Genomic DNA, 20,521 nt, shown 5'->3' with positions numbered 1-20,521 from the left:
GCGGTGTCCCCTCCCTTTCAAGAAAGAGAAGAGGCGGGGCATGCCCCGCCTCTTACACCACATCTCTGCGCGCTACCAGTTTCAAGTCGAGTTTTGCCGATTTCGACCAAGAATCGCTGCTACTAAAAAGGTAACAGTACTCATATTTGCCCTTTTTTGGCCACAAGCCCTAAAACAAGCCTCGCCAAGGTCGGGAAACGGGCCAAATCGCCGGCCTCGAGGCTTATTCCACCGTTCCGTAGATGGCGCCCCAGCCGTGGGCGGCCAAAGCGGAGTTGAGCTGGTCGCAAAGTGACTGGCGGTCGTAATAGCCGGGCGGTAGCAGGTTGACGATTTCCATGAGATCGGGTGCCAGGTCCAAGATTTCGGCCTGTACGATCAGATCCAGGCGGTCGATGGCGTGGCGGTCGTAAAACAGCCCGTCGACCAGGCGCTGCAGGTCGCCGAATTCTTCGGCCTGAAACGATCCATACTCCATAGTGCCTCCTTGGGCGCCCCACGCCGACATGCGCGGCGATTCGTAATTCATTGCGATGGACTTAATCTATCACGGCTTCATAACGTTGCGACGGCGGCGGTCTATACTTAGAAGAATTGCAACGTACCGCTTCGTGAAAGGTCGCACCCATGCAGACGATCTACCAGAAGATGGAAACCACCGAACTCGATGCCGCCATCGAGGCGCTCAAGGCCGAGGTCGCCGAGGTCAAGGCCAAGGGCCTGGCGCTCGACATGGCCCGCGGCAAGCCGTCGCCCTCCCAGGTGGACATCTCGCGCCCCATGCTCGATATCCTCAACGCCGACGCCGATCTGCACGATGGCAACGTCGACTGCTCCAACTATGGCTGCTTCGAGGGCATTCCCTCGGCACGCAAGCTGGCAGGGGAGTTCCTGGGTTGCCCCGCCGAGCAGACACTCGTACTGGGTTCGTCGAGCTTGCTGATCGAGCACGATATCGCCGGTATGTTCTGGCGTTGCGGCTCGTGTGGTAGCGACCCTTGGGAGGCTTACGAGGCAGCGCACGACGGCAAGAAGGTCAAGTTCCTGTGCCCGGTTCCCGGCTACGATCGCCACTTTGGCATTACCGCCGACTTGGGTATCGAGAACGTTCCCGTCGCGATGACCGACAACGGCCCCGATATGGACGAGATCGAGCGCCTCGTTGCCGCCGACGATTCCATCAAGGGCATCTGGTGCGTGCCCAAGTATTCCAACCCCACGGGTATCACCTTTAGCGAGGACACTGTGCGTCGCCTGGTCGAGATGCCCACGGCCGCGCCCGATTTTCGCATCTTCTGGGACAACGCCTACTGCGTGCACGACCTGTACGACGAGACCGACAAGCTTGCCAACATCTTCGATCTTGCCCGCGCGGCGGGCACCGAGGACCGCGTGGTGGCATTCGCCTCGACGTCCAAGATCACCTTCCCGGGTGCCGGTATCGGCTTTATCGGTGCGAGCCCCGCGGTTATCGCGGAGTTCTCCAAGCGCCTGAAGGCCGGCCTCATCAGCGCCGATAAGCTCAACCAGCTGCGCCACGTGCGTTTCCTTCCCACCATCGAGGCGGTCAAGGAGCACATGAAAAAGCATGCCGAGTTCTTGCGCCCGCGCTTTGAGGCCGTTGAGCGCAAGCTCACCGAGGGCCTGGGCGATACGGGCTGTGCCACCTGGACGCACCCCCGCGGCGGCTACTTTGTAAGCTTCGATGGTCCCGAGGGCTCGGCTCAAAAGGTCGCCGCGCTTTGCGCAGACCTGGGCGTCAAGCTCACGCCGGCCGGTGCCACCTGGCCCTATGGCAAGGATCCGCGCGACACCAACATCCGCATCGCGCCGAGCTATCCCACGGTCGAGGACTTGGAGGCCGCGCTCGATGTGCTGGTGCTGGCCGTTAAGCTTGTCGCTGCCGAGCTTGCGCGTGCCGAACGCGCCTAACGCGCGGCTTCCCGTACTATCTGCACTTTCGATACACAAAGGAGCGTATACATGGATTTGGGTATTTCCACCAACCCCACGCCGGAGCTCTACACCATCAAGGTGGCCGGCGAAATCGATATCTCTAATGCCGACAGTCTGCGTAACGCCATCGACTTGGCGCTCGAGCAGCCCACCGAGGCCGTTGAGCTCGATTTTGCCCAGGTGAGCTACATCGATTCGACGGGCATTGGCGTGCTTGTGGGCGCCGCGCACCACGCGGTCGACCACGGCAAGCGCTTTAGCTGCACCAATGTGCAGCCCCCGGTGATGCGCGTGGTCCAGCTGTTGGGTGTCGATCAGGAGATTTCGATCACCGCTGCATAATCTTTGCCCCCAAAAGGGCGTGCCGTTTGGCATATGTTTGTGATGCGCTCGGACGTTTTGGCGTCCGGGCGCTATACTTGACCGAATGAATAGACGAGTTCCGGCCGAATGGCGCGGCGCGGGCTCGACTCACATCGAGCCTTGGAGGTATGTGTGTTTGGTATTGGAGAGGGTGAGCTGGCAATCATCGTGGTCTTCGGCTTTTTGCTGTTTGGCCCGGATAAGCTCCCGCAGATGGGCCGCACGATCGGCCGTGCCATCCGTCAGTTCCGCGAGACGCAGGAAAAGATGACGGCTGTTGTTCAGTCCGAGATCATCGATCCGGTGAGTGAGGCCGCGTCGGCCCCGGTCAAGCCCAAGAAGGCCGCTGCAACCGACGACGATTCCGATGCGGACGAGGATGCCGCCGAGACGGCAGCGCCCGCCAAGAAGGAGACCTTTGCCGAGCGTCGCGCCCGTCTTGCTGCCGAGGAGGCCGCGAGCGAGGCTGCCGCCGAGGGCGAGGGTGCTGCTGAGGAGTCCGAGGCCGAGGGTGCCGAGCCTGCCGCTGCCACCGCTGCCGCCGTCGAGCCCGAATCTGCTGCAGAGCCGGAGCCCGAGCCCGAGCCGGCAGAGCCCACGACGGCTGACCTCTACGCCCGTCGTCCCCGCAAGCGCAAGGCCGTCGTCGACCAGCTCGCTCGCGAGCTCGAGGCCGAGGACGACGCCGCTGCCGCCGATGCCCCGAAGGGAGGCGATGAGTAATGCCTATCGGACCTGCGCGCATGCCGCTCTTCGATCACTTGGGAGAGCTCCGTCGCCGCCTGACCATCGTGGTCGTGTCGGTGTTTGCCGCCGCCATCGTGCTGTATTTCGCTACGCCCGTGGTGCTCGACATCTTGGAAGACCCTATCCGCTCCTTTGTGCCGGACGGTAAGTTCTACATCACCACCACGCTCGGCGGCTTTGGCTTGCGCTTCTCGCTGGCCATCAAGATGGCCGTGGTCATGTGCACGCCCATGATCATCTGGCAGATTCTGGCATTTTTCCTGCCGGCACTGCGTCCCAACGAGCGCAAATGGGTCGTGCCCACGGTGCTCGCCTCGACGGTGCTGTTCTTCCTGGGCGCCATCTTCTGCTACTTCATCATCATCCCGGCGGGCTTTGAGTGGCTTATCGGCGAGACCTCGGCCGTCGCCACGGCGCTGCCCGACCTGGAGAACTACGTCAACATGGAGCTGCTCTTTATGATCGGCTTTGGTGTGGCGTTTGAGCTGCCGCTCATCATCTTCTACCTGTCCGTCTTCCATATTGTGTCCTATGCGGCCTTCCGCAGTGCCTGGCGTTACGTATACGTTGGCCTGCTTGCGGGCTCGGCTGTGATTACGCCCGACGGCTCGCCCGTTACGCTGGGCCTCATGTATGGCGCCCTGCTCTCGCTCTACGAGATTTCGCTCGCCATCGCTCGCGTGGTCATTACCGCGCGCGAGGGCAAGGAGGGCTTGTTTGTGAGCCGTCTGGACCTGTTTTCGGACGACGAAGAGGACAGCGAGGAGTAAATCGGTATGCACGAGGTTGGCATTGTCAACGGCATACTCGATACAGTGATTCGCGCGGCGCGTGGGGCGGGGGCCTCGCGCGCCGTTTTGGTAACGCTGCGTATCGGGGATATGACCGAGGTCGTGCGCGAGGCGCTCGATTTTGCGTGGGAGACGTTTCGCGACGAGGACCCGCTCACGCGAGGCTGCGGGCTTGCCGTGGAGGAGGTCCATCCACAAAGCGAGTGTCTGGACTGCGGCGAGGTTTTCGACCACGATCGTTTCCACTGTCGCTGTCCCCAGTGTGGTGGTGCCAACGTGCGCCTACTGCACGGCCGCGAGCTCGATATCGCGAGCATCGAAATCGAAACCCCCGACGATTAGCCCGCTAGCCATCTAGTGATGGGGTATAAAGGGGCCAAAGTAAGGAGCGCTAAGTATGGCCGAGAAAACGATTGATATCGCATCGCCGATTCTGTCGCGCAACGAGCGCCTGGCAGATCAGCTGCGTCAGCGATTTAAAGAGACAAACACCTATGTGATCAACGTCTTGTCGAGTCCCGGTTCGGGCAAGACCACCACGATCCTGGGTACCAACGAGCGCCTGCGCGACAAGGCAGGCCTGCGTTGCGCCGTCATCGAGGGCGATATCGCCTCGGATGTCGACGCCATCACCATGAAGGAAGCCGGCATGCCCGCCATCCAGATCAACACGGGCGGCCTGTGCCACCTCGAGGGCAACATGATCATGGAGGCCGTTGACGCGTTCGACCAGGCAGTGGGCCTTCAAAACATCGATGTCATCTTTATCGAAAACGTGGGTAACCTGGTCTGCCCAGTCGACTTTGACCTGGGCGAAAACCTGTCCATCATGATCCTCTCGGTGCCCGAGGGAGACGACAAGCCCATCAAGTACCCGGGTATCTTCCAGCACGCCGGCGCACAGCTGCTCAACAAGGTCGACGTGGCTCCGGCTTTCGATTTTGACATGGATAGGTATACTAAGACACTCGATGACCTCAATCCGCAGGCGCCGCGGTTTGCCGTGAGCGCGCGCAAGGGCGAGGGCATGGATGCCTGGTGCGATTGGCTCATCGGGCAGATTGAGCAAGCAAGGGCGTAAGTCGGCCGCCATACGGGCGGGCGTAGCCGCAGAGATACGAGATAGGAGCCTCTTTTGAAGCTCATCATCGCCGAGAAAAACGACGCCGCGCGTCAGATTGCCGAGCGGCTGTCCACGGGTAAGCCCAAAAAGGACAAGGTGTACAACACCGCCATCTATCGTTTTGAGTGGAAGGGCGAGGAGTGCGTGACGATCGGCCTTGCCGGTCACATCCTTGCACCCGATTTTTGCGACAGCGTGCTTTTCGATAAAAAGCTGGGATGGTATTCGGTCACCGAGGACGGCGAGATGCTGCCGGCCGACATGCCCGATGGCCTGGCGCGTCCGCCCTACGACACCAAGCGTAAACCGTTCCTTGCCGATGGCATCTCCATCAAGGGCTGGAAGCTCGAGAGTCTGCCCTATCTCACCTGGGCGCCCGTCATTAAGCTACCGGCCGAGAAGGAGCTCATTCGTTCGCTCAAGAACCTCGCTAAAAAATCCGACAGCGTCATTATCGCCACGGACTTCGACCGCGAGGGCGAGCTGATCGGCTCGGACGCTCTCAACAAGGTGCGTGAGGTGGCACCCGACTTGCCGGTTGCCCGCGCCCAGTACTCTTCGTTTACCAAGGCCGAGATCACGCAGGCCTTCGATAACCTCGTCTCGCTCGACCAGAATCTGGCCGACGCCGGCGAGAGCCGCCAACACATCGACCTCATTTGGGGCGCGGTGCTCACGCGTTACCTGACGCTCGCCAAGTTTGGCGGCTTTGGTAACGTGCGCTCCGCCGGCCGCGTGCAGACGCCGACGCTTGCCCTGGTGGTCGAGCGCGAGCGCGAGCGCATGGCGTTTGTGCCCGAGGACTATTGGCAGATCCGCGGCATGGGCGCCGCGCAGGGTGCTGCCGAGGACGACCGCTTTAAGATTGCGCACAAGACGGCACGCTTTACCGACAAGAATGCTGCTGAGACGGCGTACGGCCTCGTTGACGGCGCTACGACGGCAACCGTCGCCGCGGTGACCAAGCGCTCGCGCAAGCAGCAGCCGCCCACGCCGTTTGCGACCACCTCGCTGCAGGCTGCCGCCGCGGCCGAGGGCATCTCGCCTGCGCGTACGATGCGCATCGCCGAGTCCCTCTACATGGCGGGTCTTATCAGCTACCCGCGTGTCGACAATACCGTGTACCCTGCGACGCTCGATCTGGGCGCCGTGGTGAGCGACCTGGCAAAGATCAACCCGGCGCTGGCGCCCGTGTGCAAAAAGGTGCTCGCCGGTCCCATGAAGCCCACGCGCGGCAAGGTCGAGACCACCGACCACCCGCCTATCTATCCCACGGGCGAGGGCGATCCGTCCACGCTCGACGGCGGCCAGCGCAAGCTCTACGACCTCATCGCCCGTCGCTTCCTGGCAACGCTCATGGGGCCCGCGACCATCGAGAACACCAAGCTCGAGCTCGACGTCAACGGTGAGCCGTTCGTGGCCTCGGGCGATGTGCTCGTGACCCCGGGTTTCCGCGAGGCGTACCCGTATGGACTCAAGCGCGACGAGCAGATGCCGCCGCTGGAGCAGGGCGATACGGTCGACGTGTTCGACGTTAAGCTTGAGGCCAAGCAGACCGAGCCGCCCGCGCGCTACAGCCAGGGCAAGCTCGTGCAGGAGATGGAGAAGCGCGGCCTGGGTACCAAGTCCACGCGCGCGAGCATCATCGAGCGCCTGTACGCTGTGCGCTATCTCAAAAATGATCCCGTTGAGCCGAGCCAGCTGGGTATCGCCATCATCGACGCGCTGTCGCAGTTTGCCCCGCGCATCACGAGCCCCGATATGACCAGCGAGCTCGATGGCGATATGACCCGTGTGGAGCGCGGCGAGGATACCGAAGAGCATGTCGTGACGCACTCGCGCGCGCTGCTGGCTGGCGTGCTCGACGAGCTGCTCAAGCACACGCAGGAGCTGGGCGACGCCATCAGCGACGCCGTTACGGCCGATGCGCGCGTGGGCGCCTGCCCCAAGTGCGGCAAGGACCTGGTTATGAAGACGAGCGCCAAGACTCGCGGCAGCTTTATCGGCTGCATGGGCTGGCCCGACTGCGACGTGACCTATCCGGTGCCGAGCGGCGTCAAGGTAAGCCCGCTCGAGGGTGAGGCGGCCGTGTGCCCCGAGTGCGGCGCGCCGCGCATTAAGTGCCAGCCGTTCCGTCAAAAGGCCTTCGAGATTTGCGTGAACCCCACGTGCCCCACCAACTACGAGCCCGACCTTAAGGTGGGCGAGTGCAAGGTGTGCGCCGAGGCAGGACGCCATGGCGACCTAATCGCGCACAAGAGCGAAAAGAGCGGCAAGCGCTTTATCCGCTGCACCAACTACGACGACTGCGGCGTGAGCTATCCGCTGCCGGCGCGCGGTAAGCTCGAGGCGACGGGCGAGACCTGCCCCGAGTGCGGCGCCCCCATCGTGGTGGTCAACACGGCGCGCGGCCCGTGGCGCATCTGTGTCAACATGGACTGCCCGACCAAGGAGAAGAAGCCCGCCCGCGGCCGCAAGACCACGACCAAGGCGAGCACGGCGAAGAAGACCACGGCAGCAAAGAAGACTTCGACCGCCAAGAAGTCGACTGCCAAGAAGTCGACTACCAAAAAGACCGACAAGTAGCCGCACGGTCGAAACATCACCTAAAACAAAAACGAGCGAGGACCTCAAAATCCTCACTCGTTTTTTATCTGGCAGTTAGGGACGTTCCTTTTCTGCCGGCAGTTTAGGAACGTCCCTAACTGCCGGCTCGGGAACGACAAGGCGCTACTTCACTTCGACGGGTGCGGCGCCGGGGTAGCGGTCCTCAAAGTCCAGACGGTATTTGTTGTCGTTGGTGCCCGCTACGTTGTCGCGCGCCAGCGGTGCCACGATCTCGTCCTTGTGGTTGGCGGGGCTGGAGTACTCAAGGCTGATCTCCCAGGCATCGCAAATCACGTCGATGCGGTTCTCCAGATCGTCGTAGAGTGTGATGATGTCTTTCCACGAGCTGTAGTTCTGCGAGTCGATGGGAACGTCCAGGTCCTCGACCTCGTCCTTCAGGTCGCCGATCTGATCCTCGAGCGCCTCGGCGGCATCGCTGGCAGATTGGCGCGAGCTGCGGTCATCCTTAAGGTAATACGTGTTGAATGTGGTGGCACAGTCGCGGACCTGCTGGTCAAGATCGGAGAGCCTGCTGTAGTAGGAGCTCAGCTGGTCGTAGACGTTCTGCTCGCTGATGGTGGCGGCATCGTGGGCGTTATCGTCATCATCGTCAAGCTTGTTGGGGTCGCCCTTGACGGAGACGTCATCGTCGTCGTGGTCGATTTTGACCTTTTCGATCGTCGTGCCTTTGGAATCGTCGGCACCCTTATCGAAGGGCTTGATCATAAAGAACACGACCAACGCGATAATCACGACGACCAGTACGGCGATGATGCCGATAAACAGAGCGTTGTTGTTTTTGGGCGCGGCGGGAGCATCGGCCTGCGGAACGGCGGTCGGTATGGGCTGCTGCGGCGCGGAGCCGGCTGGCGTCGCCCATTGCTGCGTCGCGCCAGCTTCCGGCTGGGGAGCGGGCGCGGGCTGATGGGCGGACTGTACGGTCACGTCCGCCTGTGCATCCTCTTGCGACTGAGAGGCCTGGCCATCATCGGTTACCGGCGTTCCGCAGCTGGTGCAGAAGCGCTCGTCGTCTTTCAGAAGCTTGCCGCAATGGGTACAAAACCGGGACATGATGGTTCCTTCCATTCGATGTGTTGGCTAGATTATAAGGTGGTTCAGGTGCGGTTGGGCCGCGCCGGCCCAACTGGTTGTGTGAGGATAGTCGCGCCGCACAAGCCCTGTCGCATGCGTCACAATGAGTGCGGCGCGCTGGGTGTCTGGCGCGGCCGTTTATCGACGGCTCGGTAGAATGCGATGGTGGGGAGTGAGTCTGTGTACTGCGGCGAGCAAGGTCGGGGTGGCGGCGACAACGTGGAGGCGTTCCGGTTCTCGCCGGGGGATGCGCCCCTCGCTGCGCGCGATTGCTCGCGTCGAGTGTTTTGTGCCGGGATGTTGACCGGAGCGCTTGCCTCGGTGATGAGTTTCGGCGGCTGTGCCGCGCGCCGCAACGAGGCTGGGGGCTCCGCTGCCCCTGCCGAGCAAAAAGCGAATCATCCGTCCGCTCAAAAGACGGAAGCTGTCTCCCGGGCGTCTTGGATTGCCGGCCTTCAGCAAGATATCGAAGCCCTTGCCGAGCCGTATGGTGGGTCTACCTCGGTCTATGCTGTGGCGCTTGATCCTCAAACGTTCGTGTCGCTCGATGGTGAAGTCGCTGTGGCGCCGGACGCGCGACGTGTGGCGGCAAGCATCATCAAGCTTCCCGTTCTCGCTTGTGCGCTCGAGACCGTGACGGCGGGCGAGCTGTCCCCCGACGAGCAGATAACGGTAACGCAACAGGATATCGTGGGTGGCAGCGGCAACATTCAGTCGCGCGGCGCGGGTGTGTCGTACAGTATTGACGAGCTGCTGCACGCCATGATCGCCCAGAGCGATAACGTGGCAGCTAACCTTGTTATCGGCAGGCTTGGCATGGATACGGTCAACGAAACGTGTGCCGCATTGGGGCTGACCCAGACCGTGCTCGCTCGTTTGATGATGGATACCGAGGCCCAGGCACAAGGTCGCGAGAACTATACGAGCGCCCGTGATGCTGCGGCCGTGCTGCAGCGGCTGGCGGCGGGGACAATCGCGACGCCCGAGCTGTGCGAGCGAGCGCGCGGATATCTGCTGGCGCAGGAAGACGCGCGCGGTATTGTTGAGGGCGTTCCCGGCGGCGTTTTGGTCGCGCACAAAACGGGCAGTCTGGCGAATGCTCAGCACGATGCTGCAATCGTCTATGCCGAGCGCCCTTACGTGCTGGCAATCCTCACCCAAGACCTCGAACGCGAACAGGCTCTAGCCCTCGAGCGCGACATTTCCTTCGCCATCAACGCCCGCGCCCACTCCTAACTTGCGGTGAAATAGGGATTGTATTTGCTGTTAGAAGGCGTATTCAGTCCCTATTTCACCGCAACCTAGAGGGTCGGCAGTTGGGGACGTTCCTTTTTGGCCGGCACTTTGGGAACGTCCCTAACTGTCACACTAGCCCCTGCCCCTGGGGTATCATGGCTTGGTTGCTATAACTTGCATTTTCGCGCCTTGTAGGAAGGGGCTGCGCCCATGGCTTTTGAGCCCGCTCAACATAGCTTTATCACGCTCGAGGGCGTCGATGGCGCCGGCAAGTCCACGCAGGCGCGCCTGCTGGCCCGCGCGCTCGACCTCGCTGGCTATCAGGTCGTAACTCTGCGCGAGCCGGGCGGCACCGCCATCAGCGAAAAGATTCGCGCCCTGCTGCTCGACCCCGCCAATACGGCGATGGGCGACACCTGCGAGCTGCTGCTCTACGAGGCTGCGCGTGCCCAGCTGGTGCACGAAGTCATCGCGCCTGCCCTCGCTGCCGGTAAGGTGGTCCTGTGCGATCGATTCTACGATTCCACCACCTGCTACCAGGCGTTTGCCGATGGCCTCGATCGTCAGATGGTGCGCGACGCCAATAACCTTGCCGTCGACGGCACGCATCCGTCCCTTACGCTCGTCTACCACATCACGCCCGAGCAGGCGGCCCGGCGCATGGCCGCCCGTGGGGCTGCCGACCGCATGGAGGCCAAAGGCACGGCATTCCAGGAGCGCGTCTATCAGGGCTTTTGCGCTATTGCTGCCGAGGAGCCCGCTCGCGTAAAGCTCATTGATGCGACTGCTTCCATCCAGGATGTCTTTGCGCAGACGGTCGAGCAGGTTCGCGCGTACGGCCTCGATATCCCGCAGGATGCCGTCGCCGCCGCGCTTGCCCAGGAGGCCGAGTAGCATGGCCCCTGCGCAGACAAGCTTGCTCGCCAAGCTCGATACCCAAGAGCGCGTGCGCGACTTTTTGACCAATGCCGTCGCCAGCGGTCGCGCGTCGCACGCCTATCTGTTCTTGGGAGCGCCCGGCGCCGGCAAGCTCGATGCCGCATGGGCGCTCGCCCAGGCATTCCTGTGCGAGCAGGACGGCTGCGGATCGTGCGACAGCTGCGTGCGCGTCGCGCGCCATACACACCCCGACGTGCACTATTACACGCCCGAGAGTGCCACGGGCTATCTCATCGCCCAGACGCGCGAGCTACTCGACGACGTGCCCCTGGCACCCATCCGCGCCAAGGCCAAGGTCTACATCATTGACCGTGCCGAGCAGCTGCGCGCTAACACCGCTAACGCATTGCTCAAAACGCTAGAGGAGCCGCCCGAGGGCGTCATGTTCATCCTGCTGGGCACCTCGGCAGACGTGATGCTGCCCACCATTGTGAGCCGCTGCCAGTGCGTGCCGTTTCGGCTGGTGTCGCCCACTGTGGCCGCGCAGGCCGTGAGCCGCGCGACGGGCCAGGATATCGCGCGTTGTCGCATGGCCGTCGCCGTGGCGGGAAGCCCTACGCGTGGTATCGAGTTCCTCAAGAGCGCCGAGCGCCAGGACGCCCGTCGCCAGATGGTCCGTGCCATCGACTCGCTCATCGCCGCCGACGAGGCCGATGTGCTCAGTCGCGCCAAGTCGCTCATCGTCGCCGTCAAGGCGCCGCTCGCCGAGGTCAAGTCCACGCAGGAAAAGGTGCTCGAGCAAAATGCCGACTACCTGTCGCGTGGAGCATTGAAGCAGCTTGAGGACCGCAACAAGCGCGAACTCAACGCGCGCGAGCGTTCGGGTATCATGGAAGCGCTGGCGAGCGCGCGGACGCTCATGCGCGACGTGCTGCTGACGCTTCAGGATGAGGCGACAGACGTTGTGAACGAGGACGTGCGCGACACGATCGGGCGGCTTGCCGCCGCGACCAATGTTGCGGGTGCCACCCGGGCGCTCGAGGCGGTCGCAACTGCCGAGCGCAACATCGCCAGAAACGTTACTCCCCAGCTGGCCATCGAGGTCATGCTGTTCGATATCAGGAAGGCACTGAAATGCCGTTAGTCGTACCCGTTAAGTTTACCTACGCCTCGCGCGACCTGTGGTTCGACCCACAGGATCTGGATATCCTCGAGGCCGATTATGCTATCTGCTCCACCGAGCGCGGAACCGAGATTGGCCTGGTCACGGCCGACCCCTTCGAGGTGCCGCTCGACGAAATCGGTCAGCCGCTCAAGCCCGTGTTGCGCGTAGCGAGCGACATCGACCTGCAGCTTGCCGACGACCTGGCCATCCAGGGTGACGAGGCCATGGTCGACTTCCGCCGCCTGGTCAAGGAGCTCGACCTCGAGATGAAGCCGGTCGGCGTCGAGTACCTGTTTGGCGGCGAGAAGGCTGTGTTCTACTTTGCCGCCGAGGAGCGCGTCGATTTCCGTCAGCTCGTCAAGGACCTGTCCTCGACGCTGCACATTCGCGTCGACATGCGCCAGATCGGCGTGCGTGACGAGACCCGCCTGGTGGGTGGCTATGCCCAGTGCGGTCAGGAGCTCTGCTGCACGCGCTTTGGCGGACAGTTTGAGCCGGTTTCGATCCGCATGGCAAAAGAGCAGGACCTGCCGCTCAATTCGTCCAAGATTAGCGGTGTCTGCGGCCGTCTGATGTGCTGCCTGCGCTATGAGTTCGAGGCGTACAAGGACTTTAAGAGCCGCGCGCCCAAAAAGAAGACGCTTATCGATACGCCGCTTGGCAAGGCGCGCATCCAGGAATATGACACGCCGCGTGAGCAGCTGGTGTTGCGCCTGGAGAACGGCAAAGTCTTTAAGGTCAACCTGGCCGACATGACCTGCTCTGAGGGCTGCAAAAAGAAGGCCGCCGAGCAGGGCTGCAACTGCCGCCCCGACTGCGTGACGCGCGATGTGCTCGAGCGTATCGAGTCGCCCGAGATGCGCCTGGCGCTTATGGAGCTCGACCGCGAGAACGGCGTCGACGTGGGCGATGGCCTGTCGAGCGCCGACCGTCTGGCGGGGACGACGATGCCCAAGCGCCGTCGCCGCGATGCGGACGCCGATACCCGTGCCGGTCAGAGCCAAGGCGAGGGTCGCGGCCGCGGTAAGGGTCGCGGCAAGGCCGAGGCACCCGAGGCCGAGGAGGCTGCCGGTGGACGTCGCCGCCGCAAGCGCTCGGGTTCGGGCGATGCCGGCGAGGCCGCTCCCGCAGGCAAGAACTCCTCCCGCGAGCGCGAGACTCAGCAGCCTCAGCAGCAAAACCGCGGCGGTGGCATGAATCCCACGCGCCGTCGCCGCCGCCATTTGTCGAGCGAGGAGCGCGAGGACGCCTTCCGCGCCGCAGCCGCTCGCGAAGCCGGTGCCGCCCCCAAGGGTGGTTCGGGTTCCGATACGCCTGCCGACAAGGGCGGCAAGCAGCGCAACGATGACGAGCGCGCCCCGCGTCCGCGTCGTCGCCATTCCTCGGGCACGCAGCAAAAGCCCTCGGTGCCCTCCGTGGCCGATCAGGTCTCGGATGGCGAGGTCAAGGTCACACGTCGTCGCCCCGGAGATGGCGGAGGGGCGGCTGCCAAGGCCGCGCGCGGCGCTGCTCGCGACGAACGCGAGTCGCGCGAAGATCGTGGTGGCGAGGGCTCGGCCGACCAGGGTCAAAAGCGCCGTCGCCGTCGTCGTTCCCGCAAGCCGCGTCAAGATGGTGGCGAGGGCTCGACCCAAAACTCGTCCGCACCGCAACCGCCCACCGGCGAATAGCGCCCGCAAACGGATTTAACCTGCCTGACCCCAAACGCGTCGGGGTACCATAGCGCTGAATCAACAACCCTCCCTGCGACCGAACGTAGGGAGGGTTGTGTCGTGAAGAGACATTTGAATGTGTTGGGATGCCTGCAAGGTGCCGACATTCTACCGTTTGCGGATGAATTGCTACCGTTTGCCGAGCGGGCGGCGCACGAGGCGCTTGAGGCGTTGTCGCCCACGCGATGTGCTGGCTGCGAGCGCTCCGGCGCGCTTATTTGCCAAGACTGCCTGGCGGCGCTTGCGCTTATCGACCCGCGGCATAGCTGCACCCGATGCGGAGCCCCGTTTGGAGACTTGCTGTGCACCGAGTGCTCGGTCGAGGGTGCGTCTTCGGCGATGGCCGAAGCGCTCGACCGGTGCCTGGCATGTGCCGTTTACACGCATCCGCTGCCGCGGATCATTAAAGCGTACAAAGACGCGGGCGAACGACGTCTGGCGCCGTATCTGGCAGAGCTGCTATACGACACCGCCTTACATGCCCAGGTCGCGGCACCCGAACGCTACGGCGGTGTGTTGTCCGGCGCCGATGCGGTGGTGTTTGTGCCCGCGACGTCGGCGGCGTTTCGGCGACGCGGCTTCGATCATATTGAAGCCATCGCGCGCCCATTTTGCGAGCTGTCGGGTGTTCCGCTACTCGACGCCCTCGTTAAGTACGGCCATGGCGACCAGCGTGAACTCGGTCGTGAAGAACGCCGTGAACGCGCCCGAGGCATGTACGAGACCGTTGAGGACGTGCGGGGCCGCCGCCTGCTGCTTATTGACGACGTTATCACCACGGGCGCGACGATGGCAGCGGCTTCGGCGGAACTCAAACGCGCCGGTGCCGCGGCCGTTGATGGCCTCGCTATCGCACGCGTTTGGTGGGGGTGATTCGTGTGGCGGTAAAGATTGAGCGATGCAACGAGCCGACAGGCGAACAGCTAGCGGCTTCCATAATCCTAACAGGCGCCTCGGCGCTACGCATGATGCGCGCCGAGCGCCGGCAGATGGGCTACATCGGCTGGAAGGACCTTGAGCCTGAGGAGGAGCGCCGCGTGCTGTGTACGTCATCGCCTTCGACCGAGGATATCTATCTTCCCGACCTGGTGCGAATTGGAGTCAAAAGCGGCGAGGTGCAAGAAGATCTGTGCTTGCTGGTGGGATCTGCGGCGCAGCGCCGACGCATGCCTGGTGTGGGCTGGTCCGTGTGTTCCGGGTTGCCTGCCGGCTCGATTCTAGAGGTGGAACCGGGGGTGTACAGCCTATCTCCCGAGGCCCTTTGTGTTGCCGTCGCCCGCGAGGTCGGCTGTATCCAGGCGTTTGCTCTGGCCCAGGAACTGTGTTCCAAGATTTCACTGAGCGATCGCGGGAAGTATCTGCCTCCCTACACCTCACCTGTTGCGAATAGACTTGCAAAGGACAAGGACCAACCGGCAGACGTGGGCTACTTTGAAGTCGAGCCGGTGTTGACGCCCGATCGCCTGACAGATTACCTCGCGGCATGCAAGGGGAGTGCGGCCAAACAACTGCGGCGGCTGTGTCCCTATCTGTCGGAAAACCTGCGCTCACCCATGGAGTGCATCATGCTTGCCATGTTTTCGCTTCCGTTTTCCTATGGCGGATTTGCCTGCGGTCCCTTTAAGACCGACTACAAGATCGAGTTCGATGACCGCGCGCAAGCAATCTCGGGGATGCTCCATGCAGTTTGCGATGCGTATCAGGAAGCAGCCCGGTTTGACCTGGAATACAACGGTGAGCTGGGTCATTCCTCCCGGAGGGGACGTGTCCATGATGAAAAACGCAACACGGGCTTGATTACTATGGGAATCGAGGTCGCGACGGTCAACAACGAAATGCTCTGCGACATGGAAGCGATGGAAGCGCTCGCATGGCGCATCCACCAGCGCATGGGAAAACGATATCAGAATCGCGTAAAGGCGCGTCGAAAGAGGCAAGATACTCTGCTGAATACGCTCCGAGCGTGCTTTGGGCTCAAGCCGGCGTAAAACTATGGCTTTATAGGGGGGTCTGTTTATATGCCCTGTGCAAAAAACGGCAAATATGAGTACTGTTACTAGATTAGTAGCAGTAAAAACAAAGAAACTTGGGCCGAAAATTTGGATTCATTGAAGAGATAATAAACGAATGTGGAATATCTTGGCGCCAAGCAGGCTGTGCGGAACTCAAAAAGGGCTCGCGGGGCGGAAAAACGCTGCTACTAAATTGGTGACAGTACTCATATTTGCCGTTATTTGCACACGGCGCCCTGAGACGGGTGCCCCGGAGCTCCCCGTAGGGGAGCTCCGGGCTTCATGGGGGCACGAATGGTCCGCTCCGACCTGCAAAATCTGTGCTCACGGTGCGAATGGCGCCCCTAACCTTAAACTTTAGCTTGAACTTAGCTATAATGCGCTACGTTCCTGCCAGGCTGTGGTTGCGGACGGACGAAATGTCCATCCTAGTCCAAGACAGACGCGGTCAAAGGGATCCACGTAAGCGACCGCGTGCGCGCGGCGCGATCATGGCGCGTCCTAGATGTAAGCCGCACCGTCCGTTCTACTTTCTTTGGGGCAATACCGCCTCGCGGGCGAGCGGGCCAGTCGTGAAGGTGGCTACGGCCTCCCGAGCAAACACCCCGGTGCGCAAGTGTGGGGTCAAATACCAGGTCAGCTGGTGGGAACACCCGTTATTCCGCGCAACGCACGGATTGTATACGACACAGAAGGCAGGGTAGTGGACATGGTGAGGGGCAGCTTGATGCACGCGGCTCGGTTAGGTGCTGGGACCGCGGCGGTCATTGCCGTATTGGGCTTGAGCGGATGCGCGTTCAACCCACTGTCCACGTTCACGACGCCCACGATTGACCAGATCGAGCACGAGACCGTTACCCCTACGGTGTCGGACGATGCCCTGGTCACTCCCGGTACCCTGACGGTTGCCCTCGATACCTCCGATGCCCCGCAGGCCATGCAGGGCGCCGATGGTAACCTCACGGGCTACGCGGTCGATGCTGCCCGCGCCCTTGCAAGCCGTATGGGCCTTAAGGTTGCCTTCGTCGATGCGTCTTCTGCCGATTCCGCGCTTGGCGACAAAAAGGCCGACATCTTCATTGGCGACATCAATTCCACGGATGGTGACATCAGCACGCTTGGTACTTGCCTGTACGACGCTGCGGCAGTGTTCGGGAAGACGAGCGACGGCGAGTCGCTGAGCGTTTCCACCGAAACGCTTAACACCGCTACCCTGGGCGTTCAGACCTCTTCGGCCTCGCAGGAAGCGCTCGGCAAGCAGAGCATCACGGCCAACCAAAAGACCTTCTCCAACATCAACGAGTGCTTTGAGGCGCTCGAGTCCGGCGAGATCGACTACGTGATTTGCGACTCCACGGCCGGCGGCTACCTTGCGCGCCTGATGAGCCAGATCTCTTACGTCGGCGCGCTCGAGACGCCCTCGACGCTCGGTGTCGCGGGCCTCGCGGCCAACGACGAGCTATGCCGTGCCGTGAGCGATGCCCTCGACGGTATCACGGTCGATGGCACGCTCGAGGCGGTCCACTCCGTCTGGTACGGCACGATGCCCTATGACCTCACCACCAAGACGGTCTCGGGCGCCGACGTGCAGTCGACCGACACCGGATCCAGCGAGTCCGCATCCTCCGATTCGAGCAGCGAGGGTGCAACCTCCGAGGATAAATCGTCCAGCCAGGAGGGCACTATCACCGACGACGACATTAACAAGCTCAATAGCTAGTTATTGCTAGGGGTGGCGTCTCCCATGCGCTAGGAGAGACGCCTCTTCACGGTTTCAACACGCATTGCCGGGCTTTCCCAACAGGGGAGCCCGGCTTTTTTGTTTCCATAAAACCAGCAGGTCAAAGACATTTTTTAGGTGCAAAACCAAAGTCGCCGTCGCCCTCCTATAGCGCACTTTGCCACAGAAAAGTGCGAGACTTCGGTATGCGGTACCAAGCAATCGTTATTCGGGTCTTTAGGAATCCGCGTGATTAAATGCACGGCAATGGGTACATAGCCAGTACAGTAAGTCCCCGAGGCAGATTGGAGCCACGTATGGATATCAAGGTTTCTGGACGCAAGACGACGGTAACCGATGCTCTGCGTGCGCATGTGGATGAGAAGATCGGCGAGGCGCTCAAGGTTTTCGACATCGAGCCCATGACAGTCGACGTCGTGCTTCGTTATGAGAAGAACCCCTCGAACCCCAACCCGGCAATCGTCGAGGTCACGGTTCGTGCCCGCGGTTCTGTAATTCGCGTTGCCGAGCACGGTGCAGATATGTACGCCGCCATCGACCTCTCCGCCGATAAGGTCACCCGCCAGCTGCGCAAGTTCAAGACCAAGGTCGTGGACAATCGTCAGGGCGGTGCCAGCGCAGCGGATGTCGCACCGGTCGAGCGCGTCGAGGATCTGGCCGACCTGCTGCTGCCCGAGGAGGAGGATGACCTGCTCGTCCGCGAGAAGGTCATCGATGTCACCCCGATGACTGAGGAGCAGGCACTGGTGCAGACCGATCTGCTCGGCCACGACTTCTACGTGTTCGAGAACGCGACGACTGGCCTCATCAATGTGGTGTATCACCGTAAGAATGGTGGATATGGCATCATCAAGCCCCGCATCGAAACGCTTGACGAGTAAAATACGTTAACTTGCATGAGTTAACGGCCGGCGGTCATCCCATGCGGATGGCCGCCTTTTTTACGTAAGGAGTCGCTTTGATGGACAAGGCTGCATCTACCGGCCATTCTGACCGCTGCCGCATCGTCGTCGATACCTGCTGCGACTTTAGCCCCGAGGTCGCCGCGAACCTCGATGTCGATATCTTGGGCTTCCCCTTCATTATCGATGGCGAGGAGCGCACGGACGATATCTGGTCGAGCATCACGCCTAAGGAGTTCTACGACCGCATGCGCGCCGGCGCTCGCGTGTCTACCTCTGCCGTGTCGCTCGGTCGCTATATCGAGTTCTTTACCGAGTGCGCCAAAGAGGGCACACCAACGGTCTACCTGTGCTTTACCTCGGCGCTGTCGTCGAGCTACAACTCCGCGTGCCAGGCGGCAGATGCCGTGCGCGCCGAGTATCCCAACTTTGAGCTCTACGTGGTCGACAACGCTCTGCCCTGCGCGACCGGCGCGCTCCTGGCGCTCGAGGCCGTGCGCCAGCGTTCGGCGGGACTGACCGCCAAGCAGCTGGTCGATTGGGCAAACGAGGCAAAGACCTACGTCCACGGCTACTTTACGCTCGAGAGCTTTGACGCGCTGGCTGCCGGCGGCCGCATTCCGCCCGCGGCGGCGCAACTCACGGCAAAGCTCGATGTCAAGCCCGAGCTCTCCTACGACCTGGCCGGCTCGCTGTCGCTGATCGGCGTCAACCGCGGCCGCAAGAAGGCGCTCAAGTCCATCCTCAAGTCGTTCCGCGAGAACTACGTGCCCGATCGCACCATGCCCATCGCCATCATGACGGCCGATGCCGAGAAGGACGGCGACTGGCTCGAGGCCGCCATCCGCAAGGAGGAGGGCTGCGCCGACGTCACGATCATTCGCAGCTCCGTGGGCCCCACCATCGGCTCGCACGTGGGCCCCGGCATGGTGGCCTGCGCGTTTTGGGGTAAGAACCGCGCCGAGAAAGCCTCGCTTTCCGACCGCATCGCCCGCCGCGTGCGCGGCCAGTAGGCAAGTAACGCGGCCGTAATCGATCACAACTCACTGCCCAAACGCTGGCACCGAGTATTCAACCTGGTAACAACACCCAACCCAAAAGGAAAGGTTTCATGGCAAACAAGCTCTCCGTCGCATTCATCGGCACCGGAATCATGGGTGCCCCCATCGCCGGCCACATCTTGGACGCCGGCTATCCCGTCACGGTCAACAACCGCACCAAGTCCAAGGCCGCAGCGCTTATCGGGCGCGGCGCCGTCTGGGCAGATACGCCGGCCGATGCCGCGGCGAACGCCGATGTCGTCTTTACCATGGTGGGCTATCCCTCCGAGGTCGAGGAACTCTACCTGGCGGGCGACGGCCTGCTCGCGTGCACCAAGCCGGGTGCGGTCTTGATCGACCTCACGACGAGCTCGCCCGAGCTTGCCCGTGACATTGCCGAGGCCGCCCAGGTTTCTGGTCGCATGGCGTTTGACTGCCCCGTCACCGGCGGCGAGTCGGGCGCTATCGCCGGTACGCTCACGGCTATCGTGGGCGCCACCGAGAACGACATTGCCCCGGTTCGCGATATCCTTTCCACCTTTGCGGCCAACATCTGCTGCTTCGATGGCGCCGGCAAGGGCCAGGCTGCCAAGCTCGCCAACCAGGTGTCGCTGGGCGCCTGCATGGTCGGCATGGCAGACGCCATGGCATTTGCCGAGCTGAGCGGCCTCGATCTGGAGAAAACCCGTCAGATGATCCTGGGCGGCACCGGCAAGTCCGGCGCCATGGAGAGCCTGGCGCCCAAGGCGCTCGACGGTGACTACAAGCCCGGCTTTATGGTCGAGCACTTCATCAAGGACCTGCGCTTGGCGCTCGCCTATGCCGACGACCGCGAGCTTGCGCTGCCCGGCGCCGACGTCGCCTTTACGCTCTACGACATGCTCGACGCCATCGGTGGCGCCAAGCTGGGCACCCAGGCCATCACGGTGCTCTACAAGGAGGAGGCCGACGCCATTGCCGCCGGTCTGGACTGGTCTCAGTATCGTCCCGAGGAGCATGGTGCCCACGAGGACGGCTGTGGTTGCGGCGAGCATGGCGACGACCACGAGTGCGGTTGCGGCCACCACCATGGCGAGGACCACGAGTGCTGCGGCGGCCACGGCCATGACGACGGCCACGAGTGCTGCTGTGGCCACCATCACGGGGAGTAGCGCC

The 20,521-nt window shown here is 62.3% G+C and carries 19 protein-coding genes; 17 read left to right on the top strand and 2 right to left on the bottom strand.

Going from position 1 to position 20,521, the window contains the following annotated elements:
* Positions 1–223: 223 nt before the first annotated feature.
* Positions 224–478, bottom strand: a complete 255-nt coding sequence (locus tag I1M21_RS01720; RefSeq protein WP_055285533.1) for a hypothetical protein — start codon at positions 476–478, stop codon at positions 224–226.
* A gap of 149 nt (positions 479–627) precedes the next feature.
* Here I1M21_RS01720 and I1M21_RS01715 point away from each other — a divergent pair, with 149 nt between their 5' ends.
* The 7 genes from I1M21_RS01715 (at position 628) to I1M21_RS01685 (ending at position 7,566) form a co-directional block, all read left to right on the top strand.
* Positions 628–1,932, top strand: coding sequence for an aspartate aminotransferase type Ic (locus tag I1M21_RS01715; protein WP_195192162.1), 1,305 nt, complete (start codon positions 628–630; stop codon positions 1,930–1,932).
* Positions 1,933–1,983: 51 nt separating this feature from the next.
* Positions 1,984–2,298, top strand: coding sequence for an STAS domain-containing protein (locus I1M21_RS01710; protein ID WP_117746092.1), 315 nt, complete (start codon positions 1,984–1,986; stop codon positions 2,296–2,298).
* 153 nt (positions 2,299–2,451) lie between these two features.
* Entirely contained in the window at positions 2,452–3,042 is a 591-nt protein-coding gene (locus I1M21_RS01705; RefSeq protein ID WP_195192161.1) for a twin-arginine translocase TatA/TatE family subunit, read from the top strand.
* Complete coding sequence (gene tatC / locus I1M21_RS01700) at positions 3,042–3,836, top strand: twin-arginine translocase subunit TatC (protein ID WP_195192160.1); 795 nt, start codon at positions 3,042–3,044, stop codon at positions 3,834–3,836. Before I1M21_RS01705 ends, tatC begins: the two co-directional genes overlap by 1 nt.
* A 6-nt stretch (positions 3,837–3,842) precedes the next feature.
* Positions 3,843–4,199: a hydrogenase maturation nickel metallochaperone HypA/HybF gene (locus I1M21_RS01695; protein WP_195192159.1), complete on the top strand. Its 357-nt coding sequence runs from the start codon at positions 3,843–3,845 to the stop codon at positions 4,197–4,199.
* A 55-nt stretch (positions 4,200–4,254) separates the two neighbouring features.
* Positions 4,255–4,938, top strand: coding sequence for a hydrogenase nickel incorporation protein HypB (gene hypB, locus I1M21_RS01690; protein WP_055310413.1), 684 nt, complete (start codon positions 4,255–4,257; stop codon positions 4,936–4,938).
* A 54-nt stretch (positions 4,939–4,992) separates the two neighbouring features.
* Positions 4,993–7,566, top strand: coding sequence for a DNA topoisomerase I (locus I1M21_RS01685; protein WP_195192158.1), 2,574 nt, complete (start codon positions 4,993–4,995; stop codon positions 7,564–7,566).
* A 144-nt stretch (positions 7,567–7,710) separates the two neighbouring features.
* Here the strand turns inward: I1M21_RS01685 and I1M21_RS01680 are convergent, their stop codons facing one another.
* Complete coding sequence (locus I1M21_RS01680) at positions 7,711–8,658, bottom strand: zinc-ribbon domain-containing protein (protein ID WP_195192157.1); 948 nt, start codon at positions 8,656–8,658, stop codon at positions 7,711–7,713.
* A 345-nt stretch (positions 8,659–9,003) separates the two neighbouring features.
* On the opposite strand from I1M21_RS01680, the gene I1M21_RS01675 reads away from it, so the two are divergent.
* The 10 genes from I1M21_RS01675 to I1M21_RS01630 all read left to right on the top strand — a co-directional run bounded on the left by I1M21_RS01675 (position 9,004) and on the right by I1M21_RS01630 (position 20,517).
* Complete coding sequence (locus I1M21_RS01675; protein ID WP_229025526.1) at positions 9,004–9,915, top strand: serine hydrolase; 912 nt, start codon at positions 9,004–9,006, stop codon at positions 9,913–9,915.
* 210 nt (positions 9,916–10,125) lie between these two features.
* A complete protein-coding gene (gene tmk, locus I1M21_RS01670) occupies positions 10,126–10,809 on the top strand; it encodes a dTMP kinase (RefSeq protein WP_195192155.1) in 684 nt (227 codons plus the stop codon).
* Between the two features lies 1 nt (position 10,810).
* Positions 10,811–11,938, top strand: a complete 1,128-nt coding sequence (locus I1M21_RS01665) for a DNA polymerase III subunit (RefSeq protein ID WP_195192154.1) — start codon at positions 10,811–10,813, stop codon at positions 11,936–11,938.
* On the top strand, positions 11,929–13,629 hold the full coding sequence (locus tag I1M21_RS01660; protein ID WP_195192153.1) for a PSP1 domain-containing protein: 1,701 nt from the start codon (positions 11,929–11,931) through the stop codon (positions 13,627–13,629). The genes I1M21_RS01665 and I1M21_RS01660 overlap by 10 nt, the downstream gene beginning before the upstream one ends.
* Before the next feature lie 102 nt (positions 13,630–13,731).
* Positions 13,732–14,544 (top strand): ComF family protein, encoded by an 813-nt coding sequence (locus I1M21_RS01655; protein WP_271762524.1) that lies wholly within the window; start codon positions 13,732–13,734, stop codon positions 14,542–14,544.
* A gap of 5 nt (positions 14,545–14,549) precedes the next feature.
* The gene (locus I1M21_RS01650; RefSeq protein WP_195192152.1) at positions 14,550–15,659 is read left to right on the top strand and encodes a hypothetical protein; all 1,110 of its coding nucleotides are present in this window, start codon (positions 14,550–14,552) and stop codon (positions 15,657–15,659) included.
* A 751-nt stretch (positions 15,660–16,410) separates the two neighbouring features.
* Positions 16,411–17,403, top strand: coding sequence for a substrate-binding periplasmic protein (locus tag I1M21_RS01645; RefSeq protein WP_229025505.1), 993 nt, complete (start codon positions 16,411–16,413; stop codon positions 17,401–17,403).
* Between the two features lie 317 nt (positions 17,404–17,720).
* Positions 17,721–18,305: a ribosome hibernation-promoting factor, HPF/YfiA family gene (gene hpf, locus I1M21_RS01640; RefSeq protein ID WP_035137685.1), complete on the top strand. Its 585-nt coding sequence runs from the start codon at positions 17,721–17,723 to the stop codon at positions 18,303–18,305.
* A gap of 80 nt (positions 18,306–18,385) precedes the next feature.
* On the top strand, positions 18,386–19,339 hold the full coding sequence (locus tag I1M21_RS01635) for a DegV family protein (RefSeq protein ID WP_195192150.1): 954 nt from the start codon (positions 18,386–18,388) through the stop codon (positions 19,337–19,339).
* 98 nt (positions 19,340–19,437) lie between these two features.
* Positions 19,438–20,517, top strand: a complete 1,080-nt coding sequence (locus I1M21_RS01630) for an NAD(P)-dependent oxidoreductase (RefSeq protein WP_195192149.1) — start codon at positions 19,438–19,440, stop codon at positions 20,515–20,517.
* Positions 20,518–20,521: the final 4 nt, after the last annotated feature.

The sequence above is a fragment of the Collinsella aerofaciens genome, assembly GCF_015546965.1.
GTDB lineage: Bacteria > Actinomycetota > Coriobacteriia > Coriobacteriales > Coriobacteriaceae > Collinsella > Collinsella aerofaciens_X.
Note: the sequence above shows the minus strand (reverse complement) of the source record. Positions and strands in the feature narration are given on the sequence as shown.

Coding starts and splice junctions, on each gene's coding strand:
- I1M21_RS01630 (WP_195192149.1), top strand. CDS start 19,438: ATGGCAAACAAGCTCTCCGTCGCATTCATCGGCACCGGAATCATGGGT.
- tatC (WP_195192160.1), top strand. CDS start 3,042: ATGCCTATCGGACCTGCGCGCATGCCGCTCTTCGATCACTTGGGAGAG.
- I1M21_RS01645 (WP_229025505.1), top strand. CDS start 16,411: ATGCACGCGGCTCGGTTAGGTGCTGGGACCGCGGCGGTCATTGCCGTA.
- I1M21_RS01680 (WP_195192157.1), bottom strand. CDS start 8,658: ATGTCCCGGTTTTGTACCCATTGCGGCAAGCTTCTGAAAGACGACGAG.
- I1M21_RS01635 (WP_195192150.1), top strand. CDS start 18,386: ATGGACAAGGCTGCATCTACCGGCCATTCTGACCGCTGCCGCATCGTC.
- hypB (WP_055310413.1), top strand. CDS start 4,255: ATGGCCGAGAAAACGATTGATATCGCATCGCCGATTCTGTCGCGCAAC.
- I1M21_RS01675 (WP_229025526.1), top strand. CDS start 9,004: ATGAGTTTCGGCGGCTGTGCCGCGCGCCGCAACGAGGCTGGGGGCTCC.
- hpf (WP_035137685.1), top strand. CDS start 17,721: ATGGATATCAAGGTTTCTGGACGCAAGACGACGGTAACCGATGCTCTG.
- tmk (WP_195192155.1), top strand. CDS start 10,126: ATGGCTTTTGAGCCCGCTCAACATAGCTTTATCACGCTCGAGGGCGTC.
- I1M21_RS01710 (WP_117746092.1), top strand. CDS start 1,984: ATGGATTTGGGTATTTCCACCAACCCCACGCCGGAGCTCTACACCATC.
- I1M21_RS01695 (WP_195192159.1), top strand. CDS start 3,843: ATGCACGAGGTTGGCATTGTCAACGGCATACTCGATACAGTGATTCGC.
- I1M21_RS01715 (WP_195192162.1), top strand. CDS start 628: ATGCAGACGATCTACCAGAAGATGGAAACCACCGAACTCGATGCCGCC.
- I1M21_RS01720 (WP_055285533.1), bottom strand. CDS start 478: ATGGAGTATGGATCGTTTCAGGCCGAAGAATTCGGCGACCTGCAGCGC.
- I1M21_RS01665 (WP_195192154.1), top strand. CDS start 10,811: ATGGCCCCTGCGCAGACAAGCTTGCTCGCCAAGCTCGATACCCAAGAG.
- I1M21_RS01660 (WP_195192153.1), top strand. CDS start 11,929: ATGCCGTTAGTCGTACCCGTTAAGTTTACCTACGCCTCGCGCGACCTG.